This window comes from Pseudomonas sp. G3-39, from assembly GCF_054790485.1.
In genome coordinates this window covers 5,626,726-5,649,606 of record NZ_CP186497.1, presented here as the reverse complement: position 1 = coordinate 5,649,606, position 22,881 = coordinate 5,626,726, and the positions used below count along the sequence as shown (strand labels likewise).

Here is a 22,881-nt window from a genome sequence, read left to right as displayed (position 1 = left end):
ACAAACTATCCTGGGTTCGTCCGCATGGGGCGAACTGCACTGTTTTTTTCTGGGAGTTTCGTAAATGGCAGTTGCCTCCGGCGCCTATAAGAAAGCCCTCGAGGGCGACCAGACACCTAAGCAGGTGTTGGTCAAAATCGACCGGGTCACGAAGAAGTTCGACGAGACGATTGCCGTGGACGATGTGTCCCTGGAAATCAAGAAAGGCGAGATCTTCGCCCTGCTCGGCGGTTCGGGATCGGGCAAATCCACGCTGCTGCGGATGCTGGCAGGGTTTGAACGGCCCACGGAGGGGCGCATTTTCCTCGACGGCGTCGACATCACCGACATGCCGCCGTACGAGCGACCGATCAACATGATGTTCCAGTCGTATGCCTTGTTCCCGCACATGACTGTGGCGCAGAACATCGCCTTCGGCCTCAAGCAGGACAAGATCCCCAACGCCGAGATCGACGCGCGCGTGGCCGAGATGCTCAAACTGGTGCAGATGAGCCAGTACGCCAAGCGCAAGCCGCATCAACTGTCCGGCGGTCAGCGCCAGCGTGTGGCCCTGGCGCGCTCGCTGGCCAAGCGGCCGAAGCTGCTGCTGCTCGACGAGCCGATGGGCGCACTGGACAAGAAACTGCGTTCGCAGATGCAGCTGGAGCTGGTGGAAATCATCGAGCGTGTGGGCGTGACCTGCGTGATGGTGACCCACGACCAGGAAGAAGCCATGACCATGGCCGAGCGCATCGCGATCATGCACCTGGGCTGGATCGCCCAGATCGGCAGCCCGATCGACATCTACGAGACCCCGACCAGCCGACTGGTCTGCGAATTCATCGGCAACGTGAACATCTTCGAAGGCGAAGTGATCGACGACGCTGAAGGCCACGCGACCATCACCTGCAAGGACCTCGACCGGCAGATCTACGTCGGCCACGGCATCAGCACCTCAGTGCAAGACAAGTCCGTGACCTACGCGATTCGTCCGGAGAAGCTGCTGGTCACCGCCGAAATGCCGACCTGCGAATACAACTGGTCGAGCGGCAAGGTGCATGACATCGCCTACCTCGGCGGTCACTCGGTGTTCTACGTCGAACTGCCGAGCGGCAAACTGGTGCAGTCGTTCGTCGCCAACGCCGAACGTCGCGGCCAGCGTCCGACCTGGGGCGATCAGGTTTACGTGTGGTGGGAAGACGACAGCGGCGTGGTACTTCGCTCATGAACATGCGCAAGTTCAAACGACGGCTCAACCGAATAATTCCCAATGGCCGGCAACTGGTCATCGGGGTTCCGTTCATCTGGCTGTTCCTGTTCTTCATGCTGCCGTTCTTCATCGTCCTGAAGATCAGCTTCGCTGAAGCCGACGTGGCCATCCCGCCGTACACCGAGATCTACACCTTCGCCGAGCAGAAGCTGCAACTGCTGCTGAACCTCGGCAACTACGCGATGCTGGGCGACGACGAGTTGTACATCGCCGCCTACCTGGGCTCGCTGAAGATGGCGTTCTTCAGCACGCTGCTGTGCCTGCTGATCGGCTACCCGATGGCCTACGCCATCGCCAGCGCCCGTAAAGAGCTGCAGACAGTGCTGGTGTTGCTGATCATGATGCCGACCTGGACCGCGATCCTGATCCGCGTTTACGCGTGGATGGGCATCCTCAGCAACAACGGCCTGCTCAACGGTTTCCTGATGAGCATGGGCTTTATCGACGAGCCGCTGCAGATCCTCAACACCAACCTGGCGGTCTATATCGGCGTGGTTTATTCGTACCTGCCGTTCATGATCCTGCCGCTGTACGCCAACCTGGTGAAGCACGATCAGAGCCTGCTGGAAGCCGCTTCCGATCTCGGTTCGAGCACCTTCAACAGTTTCTGGAAAATCACCATTCCGCTGTCCAAGAACGGGATCATCGCCGGCTGCATGCTGGTGTTCATCCCGGTGGTCGGCGAGTTCGTGATCCCGGAACTGCTTGGCGGCCCGGAAACCCTGATGATCGGTAAAGTGCTCTGGCAAGAGTTCTTCAACAACCGTGACTGGCCGGTGGCGTCCGCCCTGGCGGTGGTGATGCTGGCGATCCTGATTGTGCCGATCATCCTGTTCAACCGCAGTCAGGCCAAGGAAATGGAGGGCAAAGAATGAAACGCATCCGTTTCTCCAGCCTGATGCTGGTACTGGGTCTGTTGTTCATCTACCTGCCGATGCTGATCCTGGTGATCTACTCGTTCAACGCCTCGAAACTGGTGACCGTGTGGGGCGGCTGGTCGATCAAGTGGTACGTCGGCCTGCTCGACAACACCCAACTGATGGGCTCGGTGGTGCGCTCGCTGGAAATCGCCTGCTACACCGCGGTTGCGGCGGTGGCGCTGGGTACGCTGGCAGCGTTCGTGCTGACCCGCATTACCCACTTCAAGGGCCGCACGCTGTTCGGTGGCCTGGTGACCGCGCCGTTGGTAATGCCTGAGGTGATCACCGGTCTGTCGCTGTTGCTGCTGTTCGTGGCCATGGCGCAGATGATCGGCTGGCCGCAGGAACGTGGCATCGTCACCATCTGGATCGCCCACACGACGTTCTGTGCGGCGTATGTGGCGGTGGTGGTGTCGGCGCGTCTGCGTGAGCTGGACCTGTCGATCGAAGAAGCGGCGATGGATCTGGGGGCGCGGCCGTGGAAGGTGTTCTTCCTGATCACCATCCCGATGATCGCGCCGTCGCTGGCAGCGGGCGGCATGATGTCGTTCGCTCTGTCGCTGGACGATCTGGTACTGGCGAGCTTCGTTTCCGGCCCGGGTTCGACCACGCTGCCGATGGAAGTGTTCTCGGCGGTGCGTCTGGGCGTGAAGCCTGAGATCAACGCCGTGGCCAGTCTGATTCTGCTGGCAGTGTCGATCGTGACGTTCCTGGTGTGGTTCTTCAGCCGCCGTGCCGAAGAAGCGCGCAAGAAAGCCATCCAGCAAGCCATCGAAGAAGGCGCCGCCGATTCGTGGAAGCAACCGGACGTGCGCCGCGCGCCTGCGCCGGAAGCGGCTTAAAGCAAAATCGGGTTGGCCCCTTTATCAAGGCCAACCCAAATCCAACTGTGGGAGCGAGCCTGCTCGCGAAAGCGGTGCGTCATTCAACATCAATGTTGATTGATACGCCCCCTTCGCGAGCAGGCTCGCTCCCACAGTTGGTTTCAGGAAGTCCAGGGAGATTGGCGGATGACCTCAACAAAGTTCATCGGCTTGAACCCCGGCTCCTGATCCACCAGCACATCGGTCTTCACGTTGCCGAACGTGGTCTGCGGACGGTGGCGCAAGCCGTCGGCAAACGCGCAGATGATGCACTCCTTGAAACCTTCCCCGCGTGGATGCGCATGCACCACGGCTTCGCGCTGGGTGCTGCTGAACGCCGCGTAATCCATCCCCAATACGTCCATCTCGACACCCGCCGTCACCAGCGCCACGGTCGGCCGCAAATGCTTCGGCACCCCCGGCGTGGTGTGCAGAGCAATCGACAGCCAGACCTGCTCAATGTCGTCATCGCTCAGTCCGTACGGCTTGAGAAATGCCGCTGCCGCGTTGGCGCCATCCACTTCGAAACGCTCGTCGACACTGCGATAGCCTTCGACCAGGCCGAGGTCGTGGAACATCGCGCCGACGTACAGCAGCTCCGGGTTGTAGGCCAGTTGCCGGCGCTCGCCGCTCAACGCACCGAACAGAAATACCCGGCGCGAGTGGTGGTAGAGCAAGTCGGTTTCGATGTCGCGAATGTATTCGGTGGTGGCCCGGGCGAGGGCGCTGTCGGGGATCTTGATGCCGGCAATGGTCGTGCTCATGAAGGTATCCTCATCGAAAACGCCGTCGTGGCGCTGATGGACAAAGTCTGTTCCCCGAGGCACTAAACGGACAATCAACGCATGGCTGCGATCCTTGCCAATCGACCTGCAAATCGTGCCAACCTCGCTTGTTGAACCTGGATTGGCTAGGGTTGGCTCAATCAACAAGGCAGGCACGGCCCATGTGGGAGCGGACTTGCTCGCGAAAGGGCCCTCATATTCAACTTACCTGTTGAATGACACACCGCTTTCGCGAGCAAGCCCGCTCCCACAGGGATTTGTGTTTGCCACAGGCATTGAGGACATTGGAGGCTCATGAACAAAACCATCGCGATCGTGGTGTTCCCCGGCGTGCAGGCGCTGGATGTCAGCGGGCCGATGGATGTGTTCGCCGAGGCCAACCGGTTTCTGCCGCCCGAGGATCACTACCAGCTGGAGGTGATCGGCCTCGAACGTGGGCCGATGGCTTGCTCCAATGGCCTGAACCTCAGCGCTCACCGACACTTCAGCGAAGCGCACGATGCTTATGACCTGCTGCTGGTGGCCGGCGGGCCGCAGTTACCGTTCATGGATTTCGGCAAGCCATTCGACACCTGGCTGCGCGAGGCCTGCACCCGTGCCCGGCGCTTTGGCTCGATCTGCAACGGCGCGTTCATGCTGGCGCGGGCGGGACTGCTGGAAGGGCGCACCGTGACCACCCACTGGAACGATGCCGAAGCCTTGGCACAGTTGTGTCCATCGACTCAAGTCGAGGCCGATCGCCTGTACGTCGAGGACGGTGCGCTCTACACCTCGGCCGGGGTCACCGCCGGGATCGATCTGTCGCTGTACCTGCTGGCCCGTGATTGCGGCGCTGAAGTGGCGCTGAGCGTGGCCAAGCGGCTGGTGGTGTTCACTCAGCGCTCGGGCGGGCAATCGCAGTTCAGCCCGTTCCTCACGCCGCATGCGGAGCCAACGTCGGCGGTGGCGATGGTGCAGTTGTATGTGCTGGCCAACCTCACCGGGGATCTGACGATTGCCGATCTGGCGAACGCGGCGAACATGAGTGCGCGCAACTTCTCCCGGGTGTTCGCCCGTGAGGCTCGGGTCACCCCGGCAGAGTTCGTCGAAAGTGCGCGAGTGGATGCGGCGCGGGTGCTGCTGGAAAGCACCACGGCACCGCTGAAGACCGTGGCCTATCAGTGCGGGTTTCGCGATGCGCAGCACATGCGCAGTGTGTTCAATCGGCGGTTGGGGGTGACACCGCAGCAGTTTCGGCTGAATTTTGCCGGGCTGCTCTGAGTCCTTGCGGTGTGGATGATGGCCCCTTCGCGAGCAGGCTCGCTCCCACAGGGGAATGCATTTCAAATGTGGGAGCGAGCCTGCTCGCGAAGGGGCCATCAGCACAAAACTACTGGGCAGCCCGCGCCGGCAACAGCTTCAAGGTACTGCGCGTATTGGCCGTCACCTCTTCCTCGCTGAAGTGCGCCTGCACGTACATCCCCTCGACGTACTCTTCGGCCTGATCGTCATAGTGGCTGTCGAACGGCACGCCGCTCTGGCCGACTGGGTTGATGGTCAGGCTGTGCGCCGGGTCGGCGAAGTCCACCAGGCGCCGTGTCGAAGGCCCATAGGTCACCGGCCATGGCGCCGGGCCGAGCTTGGCCGAGAGGTTGTTCGGCACTTCGTGGCTACCCGGCGCGGCGAACGGCCCGACGTTGAAGATGTGATCCAGCGGCTTCTGCTGACCCAACGGATGACCGTGGGTCAGGGTGTGCGCCGTGTCCCATTGCCAGTCGGACGTATTGTCGCCGAGGGTCTGTTTCAGGTGCGTCATGCTCGCCTGCCACGCCGCTTTGACGACGTCGGCGCGAGTCTCCTTGTCCGGTGTGTTGCGGTTGTCCCACCACGGCGAGTCCGCATTCGCCGCCAGGCGCGGCAGGGCGGCATCGATCACCCGGGTCGACAGCAGGGTCTCGAAGAAATCGTTGCCCAGCTCATCACGCATCGCCGCATCGGCGAGATCGTAGAGGAACTGGTTGAACACTGTGGCGTTGACCGAATCCAGCGGATAGTCGCCTTGCCACTGCGCCAGTTGCTCGACCAGTTTCAGCTGCGCCGGATCGCTCACCACTTCCCGCAACACCGGCAGCAATGGCGCCAGGGTGCGCGGGCCGTAACCGGTGGTGGTGCCCAGTTGCAGTTTCTGGTTGGCCTCGTTGCTCCATTTCACGCTCTTGTCGCTGAGCTGGCGGTTGAGCTGCTGGCCGCGATCGGCGAGGTTGTAGTAACCGGGGATTTCCATCCCGGTCGGCGACAGCGGCTGGAAGTTGGCCGAGACGATGTAGCCGCGCGCCGGGTTTTCTTCCTGCGGGTTGGCGCTGAACGGGTAGTAGCCGTCCTTGTCTGCCTGATTGCTGCTGCCGTCGAGAATGAACTCCGGCTTCACCCCGGCCGGGCGTTTCGGCAACAGCGCCGAGGCCCACCAGGCAATGTCACCCTTGGCGTTGGCGTAGACGATGTTCAGCCCCGGTGCCTGCACCTTGGTCGCGGCGGCGCGGGCCTTGGCCAGGGTGTCGGCGCGGTTGAGCTGGTAGAAACCTTCGAGGATCGGGTTCGGCGTTTCGAGAAACGCCCACCACATGGCGATCGGCGTTTTACCGGCGGCAGTGCCGAGGGCATCATTGACGATCGGGCCGTGGGGCGACTGACGCAAGGTCAGCATCACCGGCGCCTGGCCCTTCACCGCGATCTGCTGATGGGTGCTGAGCAGATCGGTCCACTGGCCGTGATACCAGACCTGATTCGGGTTGTCCGGGTTGACCTTCTCGGCGATCAGATCCAGATCGTCGTTCTGGAACATGGTCAGGCTCCAGCCGAAATCCAGGTTGTGCCCCAGGAATGCGAACGGCACCAGCGCCTGATGATGGCCGTAGAGCTCAAAGCCCGGTGCCGACAGTTGCGCCTCGTACCACACCGACGGCACCGAGAAGCGAATATGCGGATCACCGGCCAACAGCGGTTTGCCGCTCTGGCTCCGGCTGCCGGCAATCACCCAGGCGTTGCTGCCTTCGAATTGCGGCAGGCCGTTTTCAATCAGCGCCTGCTCGCTGAGGCGGGCGAGGGCGTTGAGGTCTTTCCAGTCACCGGCGGCGAGGGTCGGAGTCTTGTTGGCGTGACCTTTGGCGAGCACGCCTTTGGGCTGCCAGTCGAGGTCGAAGACGTTGAGGTAATCGGCGCCGAGTTGATCGCGCACGTAGGTCAGCAGTGGCTCGGTGCGAAACGCCGCGGCGAAGCTGTAGGCCATGTAACCGGCGACGCTGATGCTGTCTTCGGCGGTGAACGGCCGCTTGGGGATGCCCAGCACGTCGAACTCGATCGGCGCGACGTGGCTGTCCTGATATTGGTTGATGCCGTCCAGATAGGCTTGCAGGGCCTTCCACGCGGGTGACTGTTTATCGAGACTGGCGACATAACGGACGGCGCGTTCACGGATGCGCAGGCTGCGAAACAGTTTGTCGGTGTCGAGCAGCTTCGGCCCGAGCACTTCGGCCAGCTCGCCGCGCGCGAGGCGGCGCATGGCTTCCATCTGGAACAACCGGTCTTGAGCGTGCACGTAGCCGAGGGCGCGATACAGATCGGATTCGTTCTCGGCACGAATATGCGGCACCCCGCGTTCGTCATAGCGCACGGTCACCGAACCTTGCAGATTGCGCAGCTCTACCTGGCCCTGACGCGTCGGTTGCTTGCTATAGACGTACCCGCCGACTCCGGCGAGCAGGACAACGATGAGCAAGGCAAGAACGGTGAAGACGCGTTTCATGGTGACTCCTTGTGCATGCGGGATTGCCGCCCGTCGGGCTGCAAACAATTAGCACAGACCTTCCGTGCCGTGCATCGCTGTCCTCGAAAAGTCCGGAATGCCTTACTGCGCCAGCACCGGCCACGGGCAATAACAACCGACCGCCAGGGTGTGCGTGGCGTTGACCGGGCGATCTTCGGTCAGGGCATTGAGGATCGGTTCGATAAAACTGTTGCTGGAGTTGCAGGTCAGCCCTTCGCTGTAGGGGCCGAAGTACGCCAGTTTGCCGCTGCGATCCCAGATCGCCACGGCGGGGCTGGCCGGGATCTGCTCGGAACCGGGCAATACCGCGATGGTTTTCAGATTGCTCAGGGTGGCGGGTAACCGGCCGTGGGAGCCGGCGCGCTGCACGGCGAAGAATTCCACACCGCGCGTGCCGTACTGCTCGACCATTTCCGTCAGGTGCTGTTGATTGCCGACGTTACACGGGCAGGCCGGGTCCCAGAAGTGCACGAGACGGATTTTGCCGGGGCCGGCCAGTTCATCCGGCAGGCGCAACGGATCCCCGGAAAACACCGCGGTGTGCTGACTGAACGCGCGCAGATAACGCCCCTGAAACCAGTCGTACGCCGCCCACAGCACCCCCGCACACACAAGCGCGAGCAGGCTGGCAAACAGTGCGGTGCGGTAGGGCGAGCGCATGGTTTTTCGATCCTCGAAGGGGGGCTAGCTTGCCATGCTTGCCGCAACAGATGAATATCGCAGGCCGATAAAGTCTGTTTACCGCTTTGGAATACCCGCATGCCTGACACTTTCGATGCCGATCATTTACGCGCCAGCCTCAAGCCTTTGGCCCAGTGGCAGCCGTTGTCGGACGAGGCGAAAGCGTATCAGCGGTTTTATAAAACCGACTTCCCGGAGCGTGATGTCTGGCGCGGCATGGGCCGCTTCGAAGTCGATGGTTATGAACTGGTCAGCCATTGCTGGTGGCCGGAGAAGGTCAAGGGCACGCTGTTTCTGCTGCACGGGTTTTACGATCACACCGGGCTGTATCGGCATGTGATCGAGTGGGCGCTGGATCAGGATTTTGCGGTGATCGCCTGCGACTTGCCGGGCCATGGTCTGTCGAGTGGGCCGCGAGCGAGCATCCGCGACTTCTCCGAATACCAGGACGCCTTGCAGGCGTTGTTCGCTGAAGCCAGTTCGATCGCCCTGCCGCAACCCTGGCATCTGTGCGGACAAAGCACGGGCGGCGCGATCGTCGTCGACCATGTGCTCAATCATGGCGAGAACAGCCCGGCGCAGGGCCAGCTGATTCTGCTGGCGCCGCTGGTGCGTCCGCGCGCCTGGGGCTGGTCGCAGCTCAGTTATTATTTACTGAGGCCTTTCGTGCGGGGCGTCACCCGGCGCTTCAGCGAGAACTCCAACGACCCGGATTTCCTGCCGTTCCTGCAGACCGATCCGTTACAGCCCAAACGCTTGCCGACCGCGTGGGTCGGTGCACTGTCGCGCTGGATCATCCGTGTCGAACACGCGAAAAAAAGTCCGCGACGGCCGCTGATCATTCAGGGGCAGGCGGACATGACCGTGGACTGGCAGCACAACTTGCAGGTGCTGAAGTGGAAGTTCGACCGGCCGCAGATTCTGCTGCTGCCGCAGGCGCGGCATCATCTGGCGAATGAGACCCTGGAGATGCGCGAGGAGTATTTCGAGTTTCTGAACAAGCGGATCAGGGGGCGGAATCTCTAGCGTCTTCGAGGGCCTTATCGCGAGCAGGCTCACTCCTACAATTGATCGCGGTCTCCTGTAGGAGTGAGCCTGCTCGCGATGGCTGTCTGAAAGGCGATAAAGATTACTGGCTGTGGTTCGAGGCGCTTTGCCCCACCGCCAATCCCGCCCGGATCGCCGCCAGCGCCGCCTGGTAATACGCCTTGCCTTCGGTGGACTCGGCGAAGGTCGCGAACTGCTCCAGTTCGTCATCCGACAGATCGCGATAAACGTAGAGCAGCGTGTTGTTCAGGTCGGCGCCGATCTGCTCCATCAGGCGCTGGCGCTGACCGTTGAGCATGCCTTGCGCCTGACCGCCGCCGAGGAGGCCGGGGATCATCGAGCTCAAACTGTCCGCCGCCACCCCGGCAATCGCCAGACTGACTTCGGCGCCGGCCTCGCGCGCCGGCAGCGCTTGCGCCAGATGGCCGATGATCAGCAGACGACTGTCGCTGGCCTGCATCTTCGGCAGGCCCTTGGCGTTCTTCGCCAGTTGATCGCGACGGGTGGCGAGCAATTCAGCGGCGACGATTTTCTTGCCCAGCGGCGATTGAAAAAAAGTCAGCGCCGGTTGTGGATCGGCAAGGTGCTGGCGCAGTTGCGCTTCGGCACGCTGATCCATGGCCTGGGGGGCGAAGCGCTGGTTGCTGTTGTTGACCAGGGCTTGAAACACCGCTGGCGGCAGGTTGTTCTGGTAGCGCTGCTGCGCGGCACTCAGGGCATCATTGAAATGCGCACGTTGATCTGGCCAGCCGGCTATCTTGTACAACTGATCGTGGCCGTCCGCCCAGGCGGGCAAAACGCAGAACATCAACAGTGAAAAAAGCAAACGGCGCATAGGGACTCCTGTCAGCAGCGGACTATTCTCCGTGCGGTGCCGGTACTTGTCGAGAATTCGTAGCAAGCCGCTGCGTGGCTCTGTCGGATTTCCTGCCGCCGGCATACTATGCGCGCCATGCAAATATCCTCTGAACACCCGCTGCTGTTACGCATCGTCGACGACCTGGCCGAACACGGCTGGTCGCAGCAGAACATTTTCCTGCCCGCAGGTTTGACCCGCGAGCTGGCGGCCGAGTGCCGCAAACGTGAGGCCGAGGGTGAGCTGGCGCCGGCAGCGGTAGGCCGTGGGCCGTTTTCGGAGATTCGCGAGGGTATTCGTGGCGACCACATCCAGTGGATCGACCCGGGCCAGGCCGAAGCCAGCGACCGTTATCTGAACCTGATGGAAAGCCTGCGCGAGGCGCTCAATCGCGGGCTGTTCCTCGGGCTCGAGGATTTCGAGTGCCACTTCGCCCTGTATCCGCCGGGCGCGTTTTACCGCAAGCACGTCGACCGTTTTCGCGACGATGACCGGCGCATGGTTTCGGCGGTGGTCTATCTCAATGACGCGTGGCTGCCGGAAGACGGCGGTCAGTTGCGCATGTATCTGGACGAAGACCGGGTCCACGACGTGCAACCCACAGGCGGCTGTCTGGTGGTGTTCCTCTCCGGTGAGGTGCCGCATGAAGTGCTGCCGGCGCACCGCGAACGCCTGTCGCTGACCGGCTGGTTCCGCCGCCGTGGCAACGAGCCGTTCTGATATGCAGAAAATTCTGGTCAGCCGCTGCCTGTTGGGCCACCGCGTGCGTTACGACGGCGGAGCCAGCGGGCCGTTCGATCTGCTCGAACAGTGGATCGCCGAGGGCCGTGTAGTGCCGCTGTGTCCGGAAGTGGCTGGCGGTTTGCCAACCCCGCGTGCAGCGGCGGAAATCCCCGGCGGGCAGGGTGCCGAAGTGCTCGATGGCAAGGCGGCGGTGATCACCACCGAGGGCGAGGACGTCAGCGCGCAGTTTCTCGATGGTGCGCGGCAGGCGCTGGCGCTGGTGCAAAAGCACGGCATCCGCGTGGCAGTGCTCAAGGCCAACAGTCCTTCTTGCGGGAATTTGCTGACCTATGACGGGACGTTCAGTGGCGTCAAAGTCTCTGGCGAAGGCGTGACGGCAGCATTGCTCAAGCGCCATGGTGTGCAGGTCTTCAGCGAGCTCGAATTGTCTGAGGCCGCAATCGCCCTGACCCACCTCAACTAAAAAACTCCACAAAATCCTTGTGGGAGCGGGCTTGCTCGCGAATGCGGTGTGTCATTCAAAGATGATGTTGACTGACACACCGCATTCGCGAGCAAGCCCGCTCCCACAGGGTTTATGTATTTACCTGGACTCGGTGAGCCACTTTTGCGACAGCGCCGCCAACCGCCCATCCGCCTTGATCCGCTGCAACGCACCCGCAAGGCTCGCCTGAAACGCCGGATTACCCTTCTGAAACGGAATCGCCAACTCCACCGGCACCGCCGACTTCGGCTTCTCCTCGGTCAGCGCCTGTACCAGCACCATCGGCCGTGGTTGCTCATCTTTTTTCGCCAGCAACTGCGCATCGACCTTGCCGTAAGGCTCGCTGACGTCGAAACGATCCTTGAGTTCAGGTGTCAGTGCTATGTGGTTGAGCGCAACGTCGTACTTGCCGCTTTCAACGCCCTCGAGCAGGTCGGCTTCGTCGGTGACGATGAAGTCGGCGCGCACATCCAGCTCGTTGGCCAGCAGTTGCCCAAGCTCGACCTCGAACCCCGTGAGTGTGTCGCCATCCTTGAAATTGAAGGGCGGTGTATTAGCCTCAAGGGCAATGCGCAACTCGCCACGGTCGTTGACGTCATCAATCAGTTCGGCGTGAGCCAGAGGGCTCAGAAGGGGTAGCAGGCAAATCAGGCCAGGCAGAAAGCGCATGGTCACTCCTTTGAAATCATTATTGCGATGCTCTGAGTCAGGCTCGCTTTGCTATGGTTGTCGAGTGCCTTCGACAACGAATGGTCATGAAGTTGTCATGACCGCGCGGATTTTACGGAAAAACTGGAGAAGAGAATGAAAACGTTTATGTCACGAGCAGCCTTGGCTGGCCTGTTGATGGGTGTTTCAGTGCTGGCCAGTGCAGCGACCCCGGCACCCAAGGGCGCCGAAGTGTTCATCGTTTCTCCCGAAGACGGGGCCACGGTTTCTCAGGAGTTCAAGGTCAAGTTCGGGGTCAAGGACGTTGCGCTGGCACCCGCCGGTGACGTCACCAAGAACACCGGGCACCATCACCTGCTGATTGATGCCAAGGAAATCGTTCCGGCCGGTTCCGTCGTGCCGACCGACGCCAACCATATGCACTTCGGCAAGGCGCAAACCGAGGCCACAATCAAACTGGCCCCGGGCAAGCACACCTTGCAACTGGAGCTGGGCGACAGCGGCCACATGGCGTTCGATCCGCCGATCGTGTCGAAAAAGATCACCGTCAACGTCGAATGACGTTTTCGCACGCATGAAAAAGGGAGCCCGAAGGCTCCCTTTTTTTGTCGCTCAGCGTCGGATCAGAACAACACGCGGCTACGGATAGTACCGTTGACGTGTTGCAGCTTCTCTTGCGCCAGCTCCGAGTACTCGGCGTCGACGTCGATCACCACGTAACCGACTTTCTCGTTGGTCTGCAGGAACTGACCGGAGATGTTGATGCCGTTTTCGGCGAAGACCTTGTTGATCTCGCTCATCACACCCGGAATGTTCTCGTGGATGTGCAGCAGACGATGCTTGCCAGGGTGGGCCGGCAGGGCCACTTCCGGGAAGTTCACCGACGAAACGGATGTACCGTTGTCGCTGTACTTGACCAGTTTTTCCGCCACTTCCAGACCGATGTTGGCCTGCGCTTCGGCAGTCGAGCCACCGATGTGCGGGGTCAGGATCACGTTGTCCAGGCCACGCAGCGGGCTTTCGAACTCTTCGTCGTTGGAGCGAGGCTCCACCGGGAACACGTCGATGGCCGCGCCGATCAGGTGCTTGTCCTTGATCGCGTCCGCCAGGGCGTCCAGCTCGACCACGGTGCCGCGCGCGGCGTTGATCAGGATGCCGCCCTTCTTGATGGCGCGGATTTCCTTCTCACCGATCATCCACTGGGTCGCAGCGGTTTCCGGAACGTGCAGGGTGACGATGTCGGACATGCCCAGCAGCTCGTGCAGGTTGCCGACCTGAGTGGCGTTGCCCAGCGGCAGCTTGGTCACGGTGTCGTAGAAGAACACCTGCATCCCTAAGCCTTCCGCCAGAACCGACAGCTGAGTACCGATCGAGCCATAGCCGACGATGCCGAGTTTCTTGCCACGGATCTCGAAGGAGTTGGCTGCGGACTTGATCCAGCCGCCACGGTGGCAGGAAGCGTTTTTCTCAGGAATGCCGCGCAGCAGCAGGATCGCTTCGGCCAGCACCAGTTCCGCGACGGAGCGGGTGTTGGAGTACGGCGCGTTGAACACGGCAATACCGCGCTCGCGGGCAGCACTCAGGTCAACCTGGTTGGTACCGATGCAGAAACAGCCGACCGCGACCAGCTTCTTCGCGTGATCGAAGATCTCTTCGGTCAGTTGGGTGCGCGAACGAATGCCGATGAAGTGAGCGTCAGCGATCTTTTCCTTGAGCTGGGCTTCCGGCAAGGAGCCTGTCAGGTATTCGATGCTGGTGTAGCCCGCCGCCTTGAGGACGTCGACAGCCGATTGGTGGACGCCTTCGAGAAGAAGGAACTTGATCTTGCTCTTATCGAGAGAAGTCTTGCTCATCTGCGTAAACCTGTATCCCGGAGAAAAATGGCAGGAAATGGTCAACAGACATTGACCTGGACGACAAGAAAGCCGTCACCGCAGAACTGGCCTTGGGCACTGGCCTGCGGGGTCGGTATGCTAGCATAGCCACCCTGCTAAACACTCATTCCTGCGACGTGAAGCGTCTTCAGGATGACCATGAATTGTTCGAGAGTTCTGTCGATGACCAATCCTGCCCTGATTGATGAACTGAAGACCCTGGTCGAGCCTGGCAAGGTCCTGACCGACGCCGACTCCCTGAACGCGTACGGCAAGGATTGGACCAAGCACTTCGCGCCCGCGCCGTGCGCCATCGTGTTTCCCAAGACCATCGAACAGGTGCAGGCGATCGTCCGTTGGGCCAATACCCACAAAGTGGCGTTGGTGCCATCCGGCGGACGCACCGGTCTTTCTGCCGCTGCCGTTGCCGCTAATGGCGAAGTGGTCGTCTCGTTCGACTACATGAACCAGATTCTCGACGTGAACCTCACCGATCGCACCGCCGTGTGCCAGCCCGGCGTGGTCACCGAACACCTGCAAAACGTCGCCGAAGAAAACGGCCTGTATTACCCGGTGGACTTCGCGTCGGCCGGTTCCAGTCAGATTGGCGGCAACATCGGCACCAATGCCGGCGGGATCAAGGTAATTCGCTACGGTATGACCCGCAACTGGGTCGCCGGCCTGAAAGTGGTCACCGGCAAGGGCGATGTGCTGGAGCTGAACAAAGACCTGATCAAGAACGCCACCGGCTACGATTTGCGCCAGCTGTTCATCGGCGCCGAAGGCACCCTCGGCTTTGTGGTTGAAGCGACCATGCGTCTGGATCGCGCGCCGAAAAACCTCACCGCGATGGTCCTCGGCACCGCCGACTTCGACTCGATCATGCCGGTGCTGCACGCCTTCCAGGGCAAGCTCGACCTGACCGCGTTCGAATTCTTCTCCGACAAGGCATTGGCCAAAGTGCTGGGGCGTGGCGACGTACCGGCGCCGTTCGAAACCGACTGCCCGTTCTACGCGCTGCTGGAATTCGAAGCGACCAGCGAAGCAGTGGCCAACACGGCGCTGGAAACCTTCGAACACTGCGTCGAGCAAGGCTGGGTGCTGGACGGTGTGATGAGCCAGAGCGAAACCCAGCTGCAGAACCTGTGGAAGCTGCGCGAGTACATCTCCGAGACCATCTCGCACTGGACGCCGTACAAGAACGACATCTCGGTCACCGTGTCGAAAGTCCCGGCATTCCTGCAGGAAATCGACGCGATCGTCGGCGAATATTACCCGGACTTTGAAATTGTCTGGTTCGGCCACATCGGCGACGGCAACCTGCACCTGAATATCCTCAAGCCGGATAACCTGAGCAAGGACGAGTTCTTCGCCAAGTGTGCGACCGTCAACAAGTGGGTGTTCGAAACCGTCGAGAAGTACAACGGTTCGATTTCCGCCGAGCACGGCGTGGGCATGACCAAGCGCGACTACTTGACGTACAGCCGTTCGCCGGTCGAAATCGAGTACATGAAAGCGGTCAAAGCGGTGTTCGACCCCAACGGCATCATGAACCCGGGCAAGATCTTCGCGGTTTGATTGGCAATCCCCTGAATCAATGAAGGCAGGAGTCGGTAAATGAGCTATCAGCACCAGTACGTCGACGGCACGCGCATTCACTTCCCGATCGGGAAAGTGGTGTGCATTGGCCGTAATTACGCCGAACACGCCAAGGAACTGGACAACCCGGTGCCTACCGAGCCGTTGCTGTTCATCAAGCCGGGCAGTTGCGTGGTGCCGCTGGAAGGCGGGTTCAGTATTCCGACCGAGCGCGGTTCGGTGCACTACGAAGCGGAAATCGCCGTGTTGATCGGCAAGCCGCTGTCGACCAAGCCGAGCCGCGAAGAAGTGCTCGACGCGATCTCCGGTTTCGCTCCGGCGCTGGACCTGACCCTGCGCGACAAACAGGCCGAGCTCAAGTCCAAGGGCCTGCCGTGGGAAATCGCCAAGTCGTTCGACGGCGCGGCGGTGATTGCCCCGTTCGTGGTCGGCAGCACTTTCCCTGACCTGACCGACATCGGCATTCGCCTGACCATCAACGGTGAAGTGCGTCAGGACGGCAACAGCAGCGCGATGCTCAACCCGATCGTGCCGATGATCCAGCACATGGCCGGCTGCTTCTCGCTGCAGGCCGGCGACGTGATCCTCACCGGCACGCCAGTGGGCGTCGGCCCGCTGAATGTCGGCGACGACATCGTGCTGGAACTGGTTGGCGCGAGCAGCTTCAGCAGCAGCGTTCGCTAACCGCGAAACCGTAACACCCTGTGGCAGCGAGCCTGTTGTGGTGAGGGGATTTATCCCCGATGGCCTGCGCAGCAGTCCCAGTTTTTGGGGCCGCTTCGCAGCCCATCGGGGATAAATCCCCTCACCACAGTGCTCGCTCCCACATTGCTTTGTGGTGTCCTGAAGAAGGTTGGCGGCACACGCCAATCCCGCCATTTGCCGTTTTTTTCACATCCTGTCCGGATAATTCCTCGCATTCTGGCGTCTGAGCCGGCCTCTTTGTGCTATTACCCTTAGCCTGAATTTTCGGAACGCGTCCCTGATGTCAGCTCACACTCAGCTCAATCCTCCTCGTCGCTCACGTTTCGCCCTGCGCTGGTATGTCTGGCTGTTGCTGGTGATCGCAGCCGCCTATGGCCTGGCGTTTGCCATGCACTGGGACGACCGTGGCCTGCTGTGGCTGCGCGAGCGCTTCGAGAGCCAGACCGAGCAAAAGGCGAGTATCTGGCTGCCGGACTATCGGGCGGTGATCGATGGCAAGCTGCTGCCGGGTATGGAGAAGGACGAGGCCTCGGACCTGTCCTACAACCCGCAGACCAAAACCCTGTTTTCGGTGATGGGCAAGAATCCGTTTCTGGTCGAACTGACCCTGCAGGGTGATGTGCTGCGCAAGATGCCGCTGGTGGGCTGGAGCAATCCGGAGGGCGTGACCGTGATGGAAAACGGCCTGATGGCGATCGTCGATGAGCGCGAACACCTGCTGACCATCGTCAAGGTCGATGCCAGCACCCGCGAGCTGAATATCGCCGACTTCCCGAAATACGACCTCGGCCCGTCGAAGAACCAGAACAAGGCCTTTGAGGCGATCACCTGGGATCCTCGCAACCAGCAGTTGCTGCTGGGCGAAGAGCGGCCGCCAGCGCTGTTCACCTGGAAAAGCGACGGCAGCCAGATCCTCAAGGGCGACAAGCAGAAGCTGGCCAATGATGAACTGGACATTCGCAACCTCTCGGCACTGGCCATCGACCCGCGTACCGGCCACACCCTGGTGCTGTCTGCCGATTCGCATCTGTTGTTGGAGCTGGACGAGAAGGGCGAGCAGGTCAGCTTCATGACCCTGCTTGGCGGCTTCAATGGTTTGAAGGACACCATCCCCCGCGCCGAAGGCGTGACCATGGACGACGCCGGTACGCTGTACATGGTCAGCGAGCCGAACCTGTTCTATCGCTTCGAAAAGCAGAAATAACCACCTTTCACTAATCCTCATGTAGGAGCTGCCGCAGGGTTGTCTTGTGGCCTGAGGCAAGTGGCCATTAAGCTTCAGTTCAGACAGGCGTGATATTTCATCCGCCTGTTTTGATCCCGAGCCTGCCTGAATGCGTCGACTTGCCCGCCCCAAGCCCCTGTTTATCATCCTGTCGGTTGTTGTCCTGATCGTGTTGATCGCGATCGGCCAATACCTGCGCCTGTTCGAGCGCGCCTGGTTCAATCTGCATACCTTGTGGCAGCCGTTGAGCAGCGAGGCCATTGGTCTGGATCAATACCGGGTCGAGGTCGAGGCCAGGATCATCGACGGCCTGAACGACGATGTCTCGGCGCTGACCTACGATCCGGTGCGCAAAAGCCTGTTCACCGTGACCAACAAGAATGCCGAGCTGGTCGAGTTGTCCCTCGACGGCAAAATCCTGCGGCGCATCGCGCTGATCGGCTTCGGCGATCCTGAAGCGGTGGAGTTCATCAGCGCCGACACCTATGTGATCACCGACGAGCGCCAGCAACGCCTGATCAAGGTTCATCTTGAGCGGGACACCACGTTCCTTGATGCGGCGGACGCTGAACAGATGACTCTGGGCGTGCACATGAGCGGCAACAAGGGCTTCGAAGGCCTGGCGTACGACTCAGTGGGCAAGCGTCTGTTCGTCGCCAAGGAGCGCGATCCGATGCTGATTTATGAAGTGCACGGATTTCCGCACTTCAATCCGGAAAAGTCCTACGCGGTGCACGTGATCAACAACCCCAAGCGCGATGCCGGGATGTTCGTGCGCGATCTGTCGAGCCTGCAATACGACGAGCGCAGCGGCCATTTGCTGGCGCTGTCCGACGAGTCGGGGCTGATTCTGGAACTGGACGTGGACGGGCGGCCGTTGAGCACATTGTCACTGAACAAGGGGCGGCAGGGTTTGCAGAAGAGCGTGCCGCAGGCCGAAGGCATTGCGATGGATGACGACGGGACGTTGTATCTGGTGAGTGAGCCGAACTTGTTCTACGTCTTCAAAAAGCCTGCGCAAAACTGACTGACACCCAAAAAACCAAATGTGTGGGAGCGGGCTTGCTCGCGAATGCGGTGTATCAGACAAATTAATGTATCTGACACACCGCATTCGCGAGCAAGCCCGCTCCCACAGGGGGTAATGCATTTGCCTGCAAGAGTGTGGGCAGTCTCGGCTTACTCAGCCTTCAGCGTCTTCACACCTTCGCTGGTACCCAGCAACAGCAGATCCGCCGGACGCGCCGCGAACAGGCCATTGGTGACCACGCCGACGATCGCATTGATCTGCGCTTCCAGCTCCACCGGGTTGGTGATCTGCAGGTTGAACACGTCGAGGATGATGTTGCCGTTGTCGGTCAGCACGCCTTCGCGGTACACCGGGTCGCCGCCCAGTTTCACCAGTTGGCGGGCGACGTGGCTGCGGGCCATCGGGATCACTTCGACCGGCAGCGGGAATTCGCCCAGCACCGGCACCAGTTTGCTGGCGTCGGCGATGCAGATGAAGGTCTTGGCCACGGCCGCGACGATCTTCTCGCGGGTCAGGGCCGCGCCGCCGCCCTTGATCAGGTTCAGGTGCGCGTCGCTCTCGTCGGCGCCGTCGACGTAGAACTCCAGGTCGCTGACGGTGTTCAGCTCATACACCGGAATCCCGTGGCCCTTGAGGCGCGCCGCAGTGGCTTCGGAGCTGGCAACCGCGCCATCGAATGCGCCCTTGTGCTGGGCCAGTGCATCGATGAAGCAGTTGGCGGTGGAGCCGGTGCCGACCCCGACGATGCTCTTGTCGTCGAGTTTCGGAAGGATGAAGTCGACGGCGGCCTGAGCCACTGCCTGTTTGAGTTGATCCTGGGTCATGCGGGCTCCGGAAGCGGGCAAGGTGAGTTCGGAAAGGCCGGCATTATAGCCGCAAGCCGGGCTAAAACCTCCTGATTCGTGTGGTCGCACGGGCAAAAGCCGGGTTAGACTCGTCGGCCCCGCCCAATCGCCAGTGATGCTTTCCGATGCTCGAACAGTACGTCAAAAAGATCCTCACCTCGCGCGTTTATGACGTTGCCGTAGAAACCCCGCTGCAGAACGCTCGCCAGCTCTCCGAGCGGCTGGGCAATGACATTTGGCTCAAGCGCGAAGACTTGCAGCCGGTGTTCTCGTTCAAGATTCGCGGCGCGTACAACAAGTTGACCCAGCTGACTGACGAAGAGCGCGCCCGTGGCGTGGTCACCGCGTCGGCGGGCAACCATGCGCAGGGTCTGGCGCTGGCGGCGAAAGTGCTAGGCGTGAAAGCGACCATCGTGATGCCCAAGACTACTCCGGAGATCAAGGTCGAAGGCGTGCGTTCGCGCGGCGGCAAAGTCGTGCTGCACGGTGATTCGTTCCCGGAAGCCTTGGCGTACTCGCTGAAACTGGTCGATGAAAAGGGCTACGTCTACATCCACCCGTACGACGATCCCCACACCATTGCCGGGCAGGGCACCGTGGCGATGGAAATTCTGCGTCAGCACCCGCAACCTCTGGACGCGATCTTCGTGCCGGTCGGCGGCGGCGGGCTGATTGCCGGTATTGCGGCGTACGTGAAATACCTGCGTCCGGACATCAAGGTCATCGGCGTCGAGCCGGACGACTCCAACTGCCTGCAAGCGGCCATGGCCGCCGGCGAGCGCGTGGTGCTGCCGACCGTAGGCATCTTCGCCGACGGCGTGGCCGTGGCGCAGATCGGCCAGCACACCTTCGACATCTGCAAGGATTACGTCGACGAAGTGATCACCGTCAGCACCGACGAGATCTGCGCGGCCATCAAGGATATTTACGACGATACCCGCTCGATCACCGAACCTGCCGGCGCCTTGGGCGTGGCCGGGATCAAGAAGTACGTCGAGTTGCGCGGCGTCAGTGGCCAGACCTTCGTCGCCATCGACTCCGGGGCCAACGTCAACTTCGATCGCCTGCGCCACGTCGCCGAGCGCGCCGAGCTGGGCGAGGGTCGCGAAGCGATCATCGCCGTGACCATCCCGGAGCAGGCCGGCAGCTTCAAGGCGTTTTGCGAAGCGATCGGCAAGCGCCAGATCACCGAATTCAACTACCGCTACAACACCGGCAGCGAAGCGCACATCTTCGTCGGCGTGCAGACTCACCCGGAAAACGACCCGCGCAGCGCACTGCTGGCGAGCCTGACCGAGCAGGGCTTCCCGGTACTCGACCTGACCGATAACGAATTGGCCAAGTTGCACATCCGCCACATGGTCGGCGGCCACGCGGCGCACGTGATCGACGAAGTGGTGTTTCGCTTCGAATTCCCGGAACGTCCGGGCGCGCTGTTCAACTTTCTCAACAAGCTCGGCGGGCGCTGGAACATCTCGATGTTCCACTATCGCAATCATGGCGCGGCGGATGGTCGTGTCGTCGCAGGCCTGCAAGTACCGCATGACGAGCGTCATCTGGTGCCGGCGGCACTTGAAGAAATCGGCTACCCGTACTGGGATGAAAGCGAGAACCCGGCCTATCAGCTGTTTCTTGGCTGAGCGGCTACGCTGATGGGCAGGCCCTGAGGAAATCGAACAATGGAAACGTTAACTGCCCTGAAAGCCGCGCACATGGTCGCCACTGTAGTATTGCTGGCTGGTGCGCTCGGGTTGGGAGTCTGGGTTTTTCTGGCGCGCCGCAAAGGTGATGCAACGGCTGGCAGCCGCACCTTGCAACGGCCTCGGGTGTTCATCTGGCTGTTGATGGGCCTGGCGTTGCTGAGCATGCCGTTCACCGGCTGGGGCATGGTGCATCTGGTCGGCTGGCCGCTGGGGCAGACCTGGCTGCTGGCCTCCAGCGTGCTGTACACCGTGGCGGCGCTGGCGTGGTTCTGGTTGCTGGTGCGGTTGAATCGGTTGCGCAAGGCGCCGGCTGGCGTTGGCAGGTTCACTTTTGCCTTGGCGTTGTTCAGCTTTGTCTGCTTTATCGCGATTGCCGGGTTGATGGGCGCCAAGCCTGTTTAAGGCTTGAGACCGCGTCGAGCCCATTCGGGAGCAAGCCCCCTCCCACATTGGATTTGTGTTGTGAACACCATCCCCTGTGGGAGCGAGCCTGCTCGCGAAGGCGTAATCAGCCGCGCAACGAAATCACCGGCCAGCCCCGCTTCTCGGCCTCGGCCCGCAGATTCGGATCTGGATCCACCGCCACCGGGTTCGCCACCTGCTCCAGCAGCGGCAGGTCATTCATCGAGTCGCTGTAGAAATAGCTGTCATCCAGCGAATGCCCGGTTTCCTCCAGCCAGCGATTCAGGCGCGTCACCTTGCCTTCGCGGAAGCACGGAATGTCGGTGCTGCGCCCGGTGTAGCGGCCATCGACCATCTCGCACTCGGTGGCGATCAGGGTTTCGACGCCCAGGCGCACCGCAATCGGCGCGGTGACGAAGCGGTTGGTGGCGGTGATGATCACCAGTTTGTCGCCGGCGTCGCGGTGCTGTTTGAGCAGTTCCAGCGCCTTGGGCAGCACGATCGGCTCGATGCAGTCGCGCATGTAGTCATTGTGCCACTGTTCAAGCACGGCCATTTCGGTGCGGCCGAGGATTTCCAGGCAGAAGTTCAGGTACGCGGCGTTATCCAGTTGGCCGGCCAGGTAATCCTGGTAGAACTCGTCGTTGCGCTGCTTGTATGCAACCGGGTCGAGGAAGCCGCGTTCGCACAGATAGTCGCCCCAGGCGTGATCGCTGTCGCCGCCCAGAAGGGTGTTGTCCAAATCGAATAGAGCCAGGCGCATTGCAGTTACCCGCTGAAAAGTCAGTAAAAAGGCGACAAGAATACGGTCTTTTCACAAGAGTGCACATAAGGTAGGAACCTTCGTTGCCGCCTTATCAAGCTTTGTGGAACAATGCGGCGACATGCGTTTGCGAGGTTGTTGCCGTGATCGACCCCGATGGTTTCCGCCCCAATGTCGGGATCATTCTGACGAATGACGCCGGCCAGGTGCTATGGGCTCGCCGTATCAATCAAGATGCCTGGCAGTTTCCACAAGGGGGAATCAACCCCGAGGAGACGCCGGAAGACGCCTTGTACCGCGAGCTGAACGAAGAAGTTGGCCTGGAACGTGAAGATGTTGAAATACTGGCCTGTACCCGGGGCTGGTTGCGCTATCGTTTGCCGCAACGTCTGGTGCGTACCCACAGCCAACCGCTGTGCATCGGCCAGAAGCAGAAATGGTTTCTCCTGCGCCTGATCTCCAACGAGCAGCGGGTGCGGATGGATTTGACCGGTAAACCGGAGTTCGATGGCTGGCGCTGGGTCAGTTATTGGTATCCGTTGGGCCAGGTGGTGACATTCAAGCGCGAGGTGTATCGACGCGCCCTCAAAGAGCTTGCCCCGCGCCTTTTAGCGCGCGACTGACGACGGAGTTCG

23 protein-coding genes are annotated in these 22,881 nt (G+C 61.1%); 15 read left to right on the top strand and 8 right to left on the bottom strand.

What is annotated here, in order from left to right; translation table 11 throughout:
* The first annotated feature begins 64 nt into the window (after positions 1-64).
* From ACOYXG_RS25555 to ACOYXG_RS25545, 3 genes are read left to right on the top strand one after another with little or no spacing between them, the layout of a single operon-like run.
* Positions 65-1,207 carry an ABC transporter ATP-binding protein gene (locus tag ACOYXG_RS25555; RefSeq protein WP_003229245.1) on the top strand — a complete coding sequence of 381 codons (1,143 nt, stop codon included), beginning with the start codon at positions 65-67 and terminating at the stop codon, positions 1,205-1,207.
* Between the two features lie 35 nt (positions 1,208-1,242).
* Entirely contained in the window at positions 1,243-2,124 is an 882-nt protein-coding gene (locus ACOYXG_RS25550) for an ABC transporter permease subunit (RefSeq protein ID WP_171061891.1), read from the top strand.
* On the top strand, positions 2,121-3,011 hold the full coding sequence (locus ACOYXG_RS25545; protein WP_007968003.1) for an ABC transporter permease subunit: 891 nt from the start codon (positions 2,121-2,123) through the stop codon (positions 3,009-3,011). Before ACOYXG_RS25550 ends, ACOYXG_RS25545 begins: the two co-directional genes overlap by 4 nt.
* A gap of 143 nt (positions 3,012-3,154) precedes the next feature.
* Here ACOYXG_RS25545 and ACOYXG_RS25540 read toward each other — a convergent pair whose 3' ends face one another.
* A complete protein-coding gene (locus ACOYXG_RS25540) occupies positions 3,155-3,796 on the bottom strand; it encodes an HD domain-containing protein (RefSeq protein WP_336838852.1) in 642 nt (213 codons plus the stop codon).
* Positions 3,797-4,111: 315 nt separating this feature from the next.
* Between ACOYXG_RS25540 and ACOYXG_RS25535 the strand changes: the two genes are divergently transcribed.
* The gene (locus tag ACOYXG_RS25535; RefSeq protein ID WP_460354684.1) at positions 4,112-5,077 is read left to right on the top strand and encodes a GlxA family transcriptional regulator; all 966 of its coding nucleotides are present in this window, start codon (positions 4,112-4,114) and stop codon (positions 5,075-5,077) included.
* A gap of 109 nt (positions 5,078-5,186) precedes the next feature.
* Here ACOYXG_RS25535 and ACOYXG_RS25530 read toward each other — a convergent pair whose 3' ends face one another.
* On the bottom strand, positions 5,187-7,598 hold the full coding sequence (locus ACOYXG_RS25530; protein WP_460354681.1) for a penicillin acylase family protein: 2,412 nt from the start codon (positions 7,596-7,598) through the stop codon (positions 5,187-5,189).
* A 102-nt stretch (positions 7,599-7,700) separates the two neighbouring features.
* On the bottom strand, positions 7,701-8,279 hold the full coding sequence (locus ACOYXG_RS25525) for a DUF6436 domain-containing protein (RefSeq protein WP_096797596.1): 579 nt from the start codon (positions 8,277-8,279) through the stop codon (positions 7,701-7,703).
* 99 nt (positions 8,280-8,378) lie between these two features.
* Here ACOYXG_RS25525 and bipL point away from each other — a divergent pair, with 99 nt between their 5' ends.
* Positions 8,379-9,326 carry a phospholipase BipL gene (gene bipL, locus ACOYXG_RS25520; RefSeq protein WP_460354678.1) on the top strand — a complete coding sequence of 316 codons (948 nt, stop codon included), beginning with the start codon at positions 8,379-8,381 and terminating at the stop codon, positions 9,324-9,326.
* A gap of 103 nt (positions 9,327-9,429) precedes the next feature.
* Here the strand turns inward: bipL and ACOYXG_RS25515 are convergent, their stop codons facing one another.
* The gene (locus tag ACOYXG_RS25515; RefSeq protein ID WP_460354674.1) at positions 9,430-10,182 is read right to left on the bottom strand and encodes a DUF2059 domain-containing protein; all 753 of its coding nucleotides are present in this window, start codon (positions 10,180-10,182) and stop codon (positions 9,430-9,432) included.
* Between the two features lie 108 nt (positions 10,183-10,290).
* Here ACOYXG_RS25515 and ACOYXG_RS25510 point away from each other — a divergent pair, with 108 nt between their 5' ends.
* Both ACOYXG_RS25510 and ACOYXG_RS25505 read left to right on the top strand, forming a co-directional pair.
* A complete protein-coding gene (locus ACOYXG_RS25510) occupies positions 10,291-10,923 on the top strand; it encodes a 2OG-Fe(II) oxygenase (protein ID WP_103369653.1) in 633 nt (210 codons plus the stop codon).
* Position 10,924: 1 nt separating this feature from the next.
* Positions 10,925-11,410, top strand: a complete 486-nt coding sequence (locus tag ACOYXG_RS25505) for a 2-thiouracil desulfurase family protein (RefSeq protein WP_333989235.1) — start codon at positions 10,925-10,927, stop codon at positions 11,408-11,410.
* Between the two features lie 120 nt (positions 11,411-11,530).
* Here ACOYXG_RS25505 and ACOYXG_RS25500 read toward each other — a convergent pair whose 3' ends face one another.
* Entirely contained in the window at positions 11,531-12,100 is a 570-nt protein-coding gene (locus tag ACOYXG_RS25500; protein WP_460354670.1) for a transporter substrate-binding domain-containing protein, read from the bottom strand.
* A 135-nt stretch (positions 12,101-12,235) separates the two neighbouring features.
* Here ACOYXG_RS25500 and ACOYXG_RS25495 point away from each other — a divergent pair, with 135 nt between their 5' ends.
* Positions 12,236-12,661, top strand: coding sequence for a DUF4399 domain-containing protein (locus tag ACOYXG_RS25495; protein ID WP_027610528.1), 426 nt, complete (start codon positions 12,236-12,238; stop codon positions 12,659-12,661).
* Positions 12,662-12,723: 62 nt separating this feature from the next.
* Here the strand turns inward: ACOYXG_RS25495 and serA are convergent, their stop codons facing one another.
* Positions 12,724-13,953: a phosphoglycerate dehydrogenase gene (serA, locus tag ACOYXG_RS25490; protein ID WP_025112046.1), complete on the bottom strand. Its 1,230-nt coding sequence runs from the start codon at positions 13,951-13,953 to the stop codon at positions 12,724-12,726.
* 204 nt (positions 13,954-14,157) lie between these two features.
* Here serA and ACOYXG_RS25485 point away from each other — a divergent pair, with 204 nt between their 5' ends.
* The 4 genes from ACOYXG_RS25485 to ACOYXG_RS25470 all read left to right on the top strand — a co-directional run bounded on the left by ACOYXG_RS25485 (position 14,158) and on the right by ACOYXG_RS25470 (position 18,530).
* Entirely contained in the window at positions 14,158-15,552 is a 1,395-nt protein-coding gene (locus ACOYXG_RS25485; protein ID WP_150370135.1) for an FAD-binding oxidoreductase, read from the top strand.
* A gap of 39 nt (positions 15,553-15,591) precedes the next feature.
* Complete coding sequence (locus ACOYXG_RS25480) at positions 15,592-16,257, top strand: fumarylacetoacetate hydrolase family protein (protein ID WP_027610530.1); 666 nt, start codon at positions 15,592-15,594, stop codon at positions 16,255-16,257.
* Positions 16,258-16,558: 301 nt separating this feature from the next.
* Positions 16,559-17,482 (top strand): SdiA-regulated domain-containing protein, encoded by a 924-nt coding sequence (locus ACOYXG_RS25475; protein ID WP_460354665.1) that lies wholly within the window; start codon positions 16,559-16,561, stop codon positions 17,480-17,482.
* A gap of 130 nt (positions 17,483-17,612) precedes the next feature.
* A complete protein-coding gene (locus tag ACOYXG_RS25470) occupies positions 17,613-18,530 on the top strand; it encodes an SdiA-regulated domain-containing protein (RefSeq protein WP_097088913.1) in 918 nt (305 codons plus the stop codon).
* 152 nt (positions 18,531-18,682) lie between these two features.
* Here the strand turns inward: ACOYXG_RS25470 and rpiA are convergent, their stop codons facing one another.
* The gene (rpiA, locus tag ACOYXG_RS25465; RefSeq protein ID WP_007913886.1) at positions 18,683-19,357 is read right to left on the bottom strand and encodes a ribose-5-phosphate isomerase RpiA; all 675 of its coding nucleotides are present in this window, start codon (positions 19,355-19,357) and stop codon (positions 18,683-18,685) included.
* Between the two features lie 146 nt (positions 19,358-19,503).
* On the opposite strand from rpiA, the gene ilvA reads away from it, so the two are divergent.
* Entirely contained in the window at positions 19,504-21,018 is a 1,515-nt protein-coding gene (ilvA, locus tag ACOYXG_RS25460; RefSeq protein WP_027610533.1) for a threonine ammonia-lyase, biosynthetic, read from the top strand.
* A gap of 39 nt (positions 21,019-21,057) precedes the next feature.
* Positions 21,058-21,483 (top strand): DUF2269 domain-containing protein, encoded by a 426-nt coding sequence (locus ACOYXG_RS25455; RefSeq protein WP_460354661.1) that lies wholly within the window; start codon positions 21,058-21,060, stop codon positions 21,481-21,483.
* 106 nt (positions 21,484-21,589) lie between these two features.
* On the opposite strand, the gene ACOYXG_RS25450 is transcribed toward ACOYXG_RS25455, so the two are convergent.
* A complete protein-coding gene (locus tag ACOYXG_RS25450) occupies positions 21,590-22,246 on the bottom strand; it encodes a histidinol-phosphatase (RefSeq protein WP_027610535.1) in 657 nt (218 codons plus the stop codon).
* 143 nt (positions 22,247-22,389) lie between these two features.
* Here ACOYXG_RS25450 and ACOYXG_RS25445 point away from each other — a divergent pair, with 143 nt between their 5' ends.
* Entirely contained in the window at positions 22,390-22,869 is a 480-nt protein-coding gene (locus tag ACOYXG_RS25445) for an RNA pyrophosphohydrolase (RefSeq protein WP_003229203.1), read from the top strand.
* The last annotated feature ends 12 nt before the right edge of the window (positions 22,870-22,881 follow it).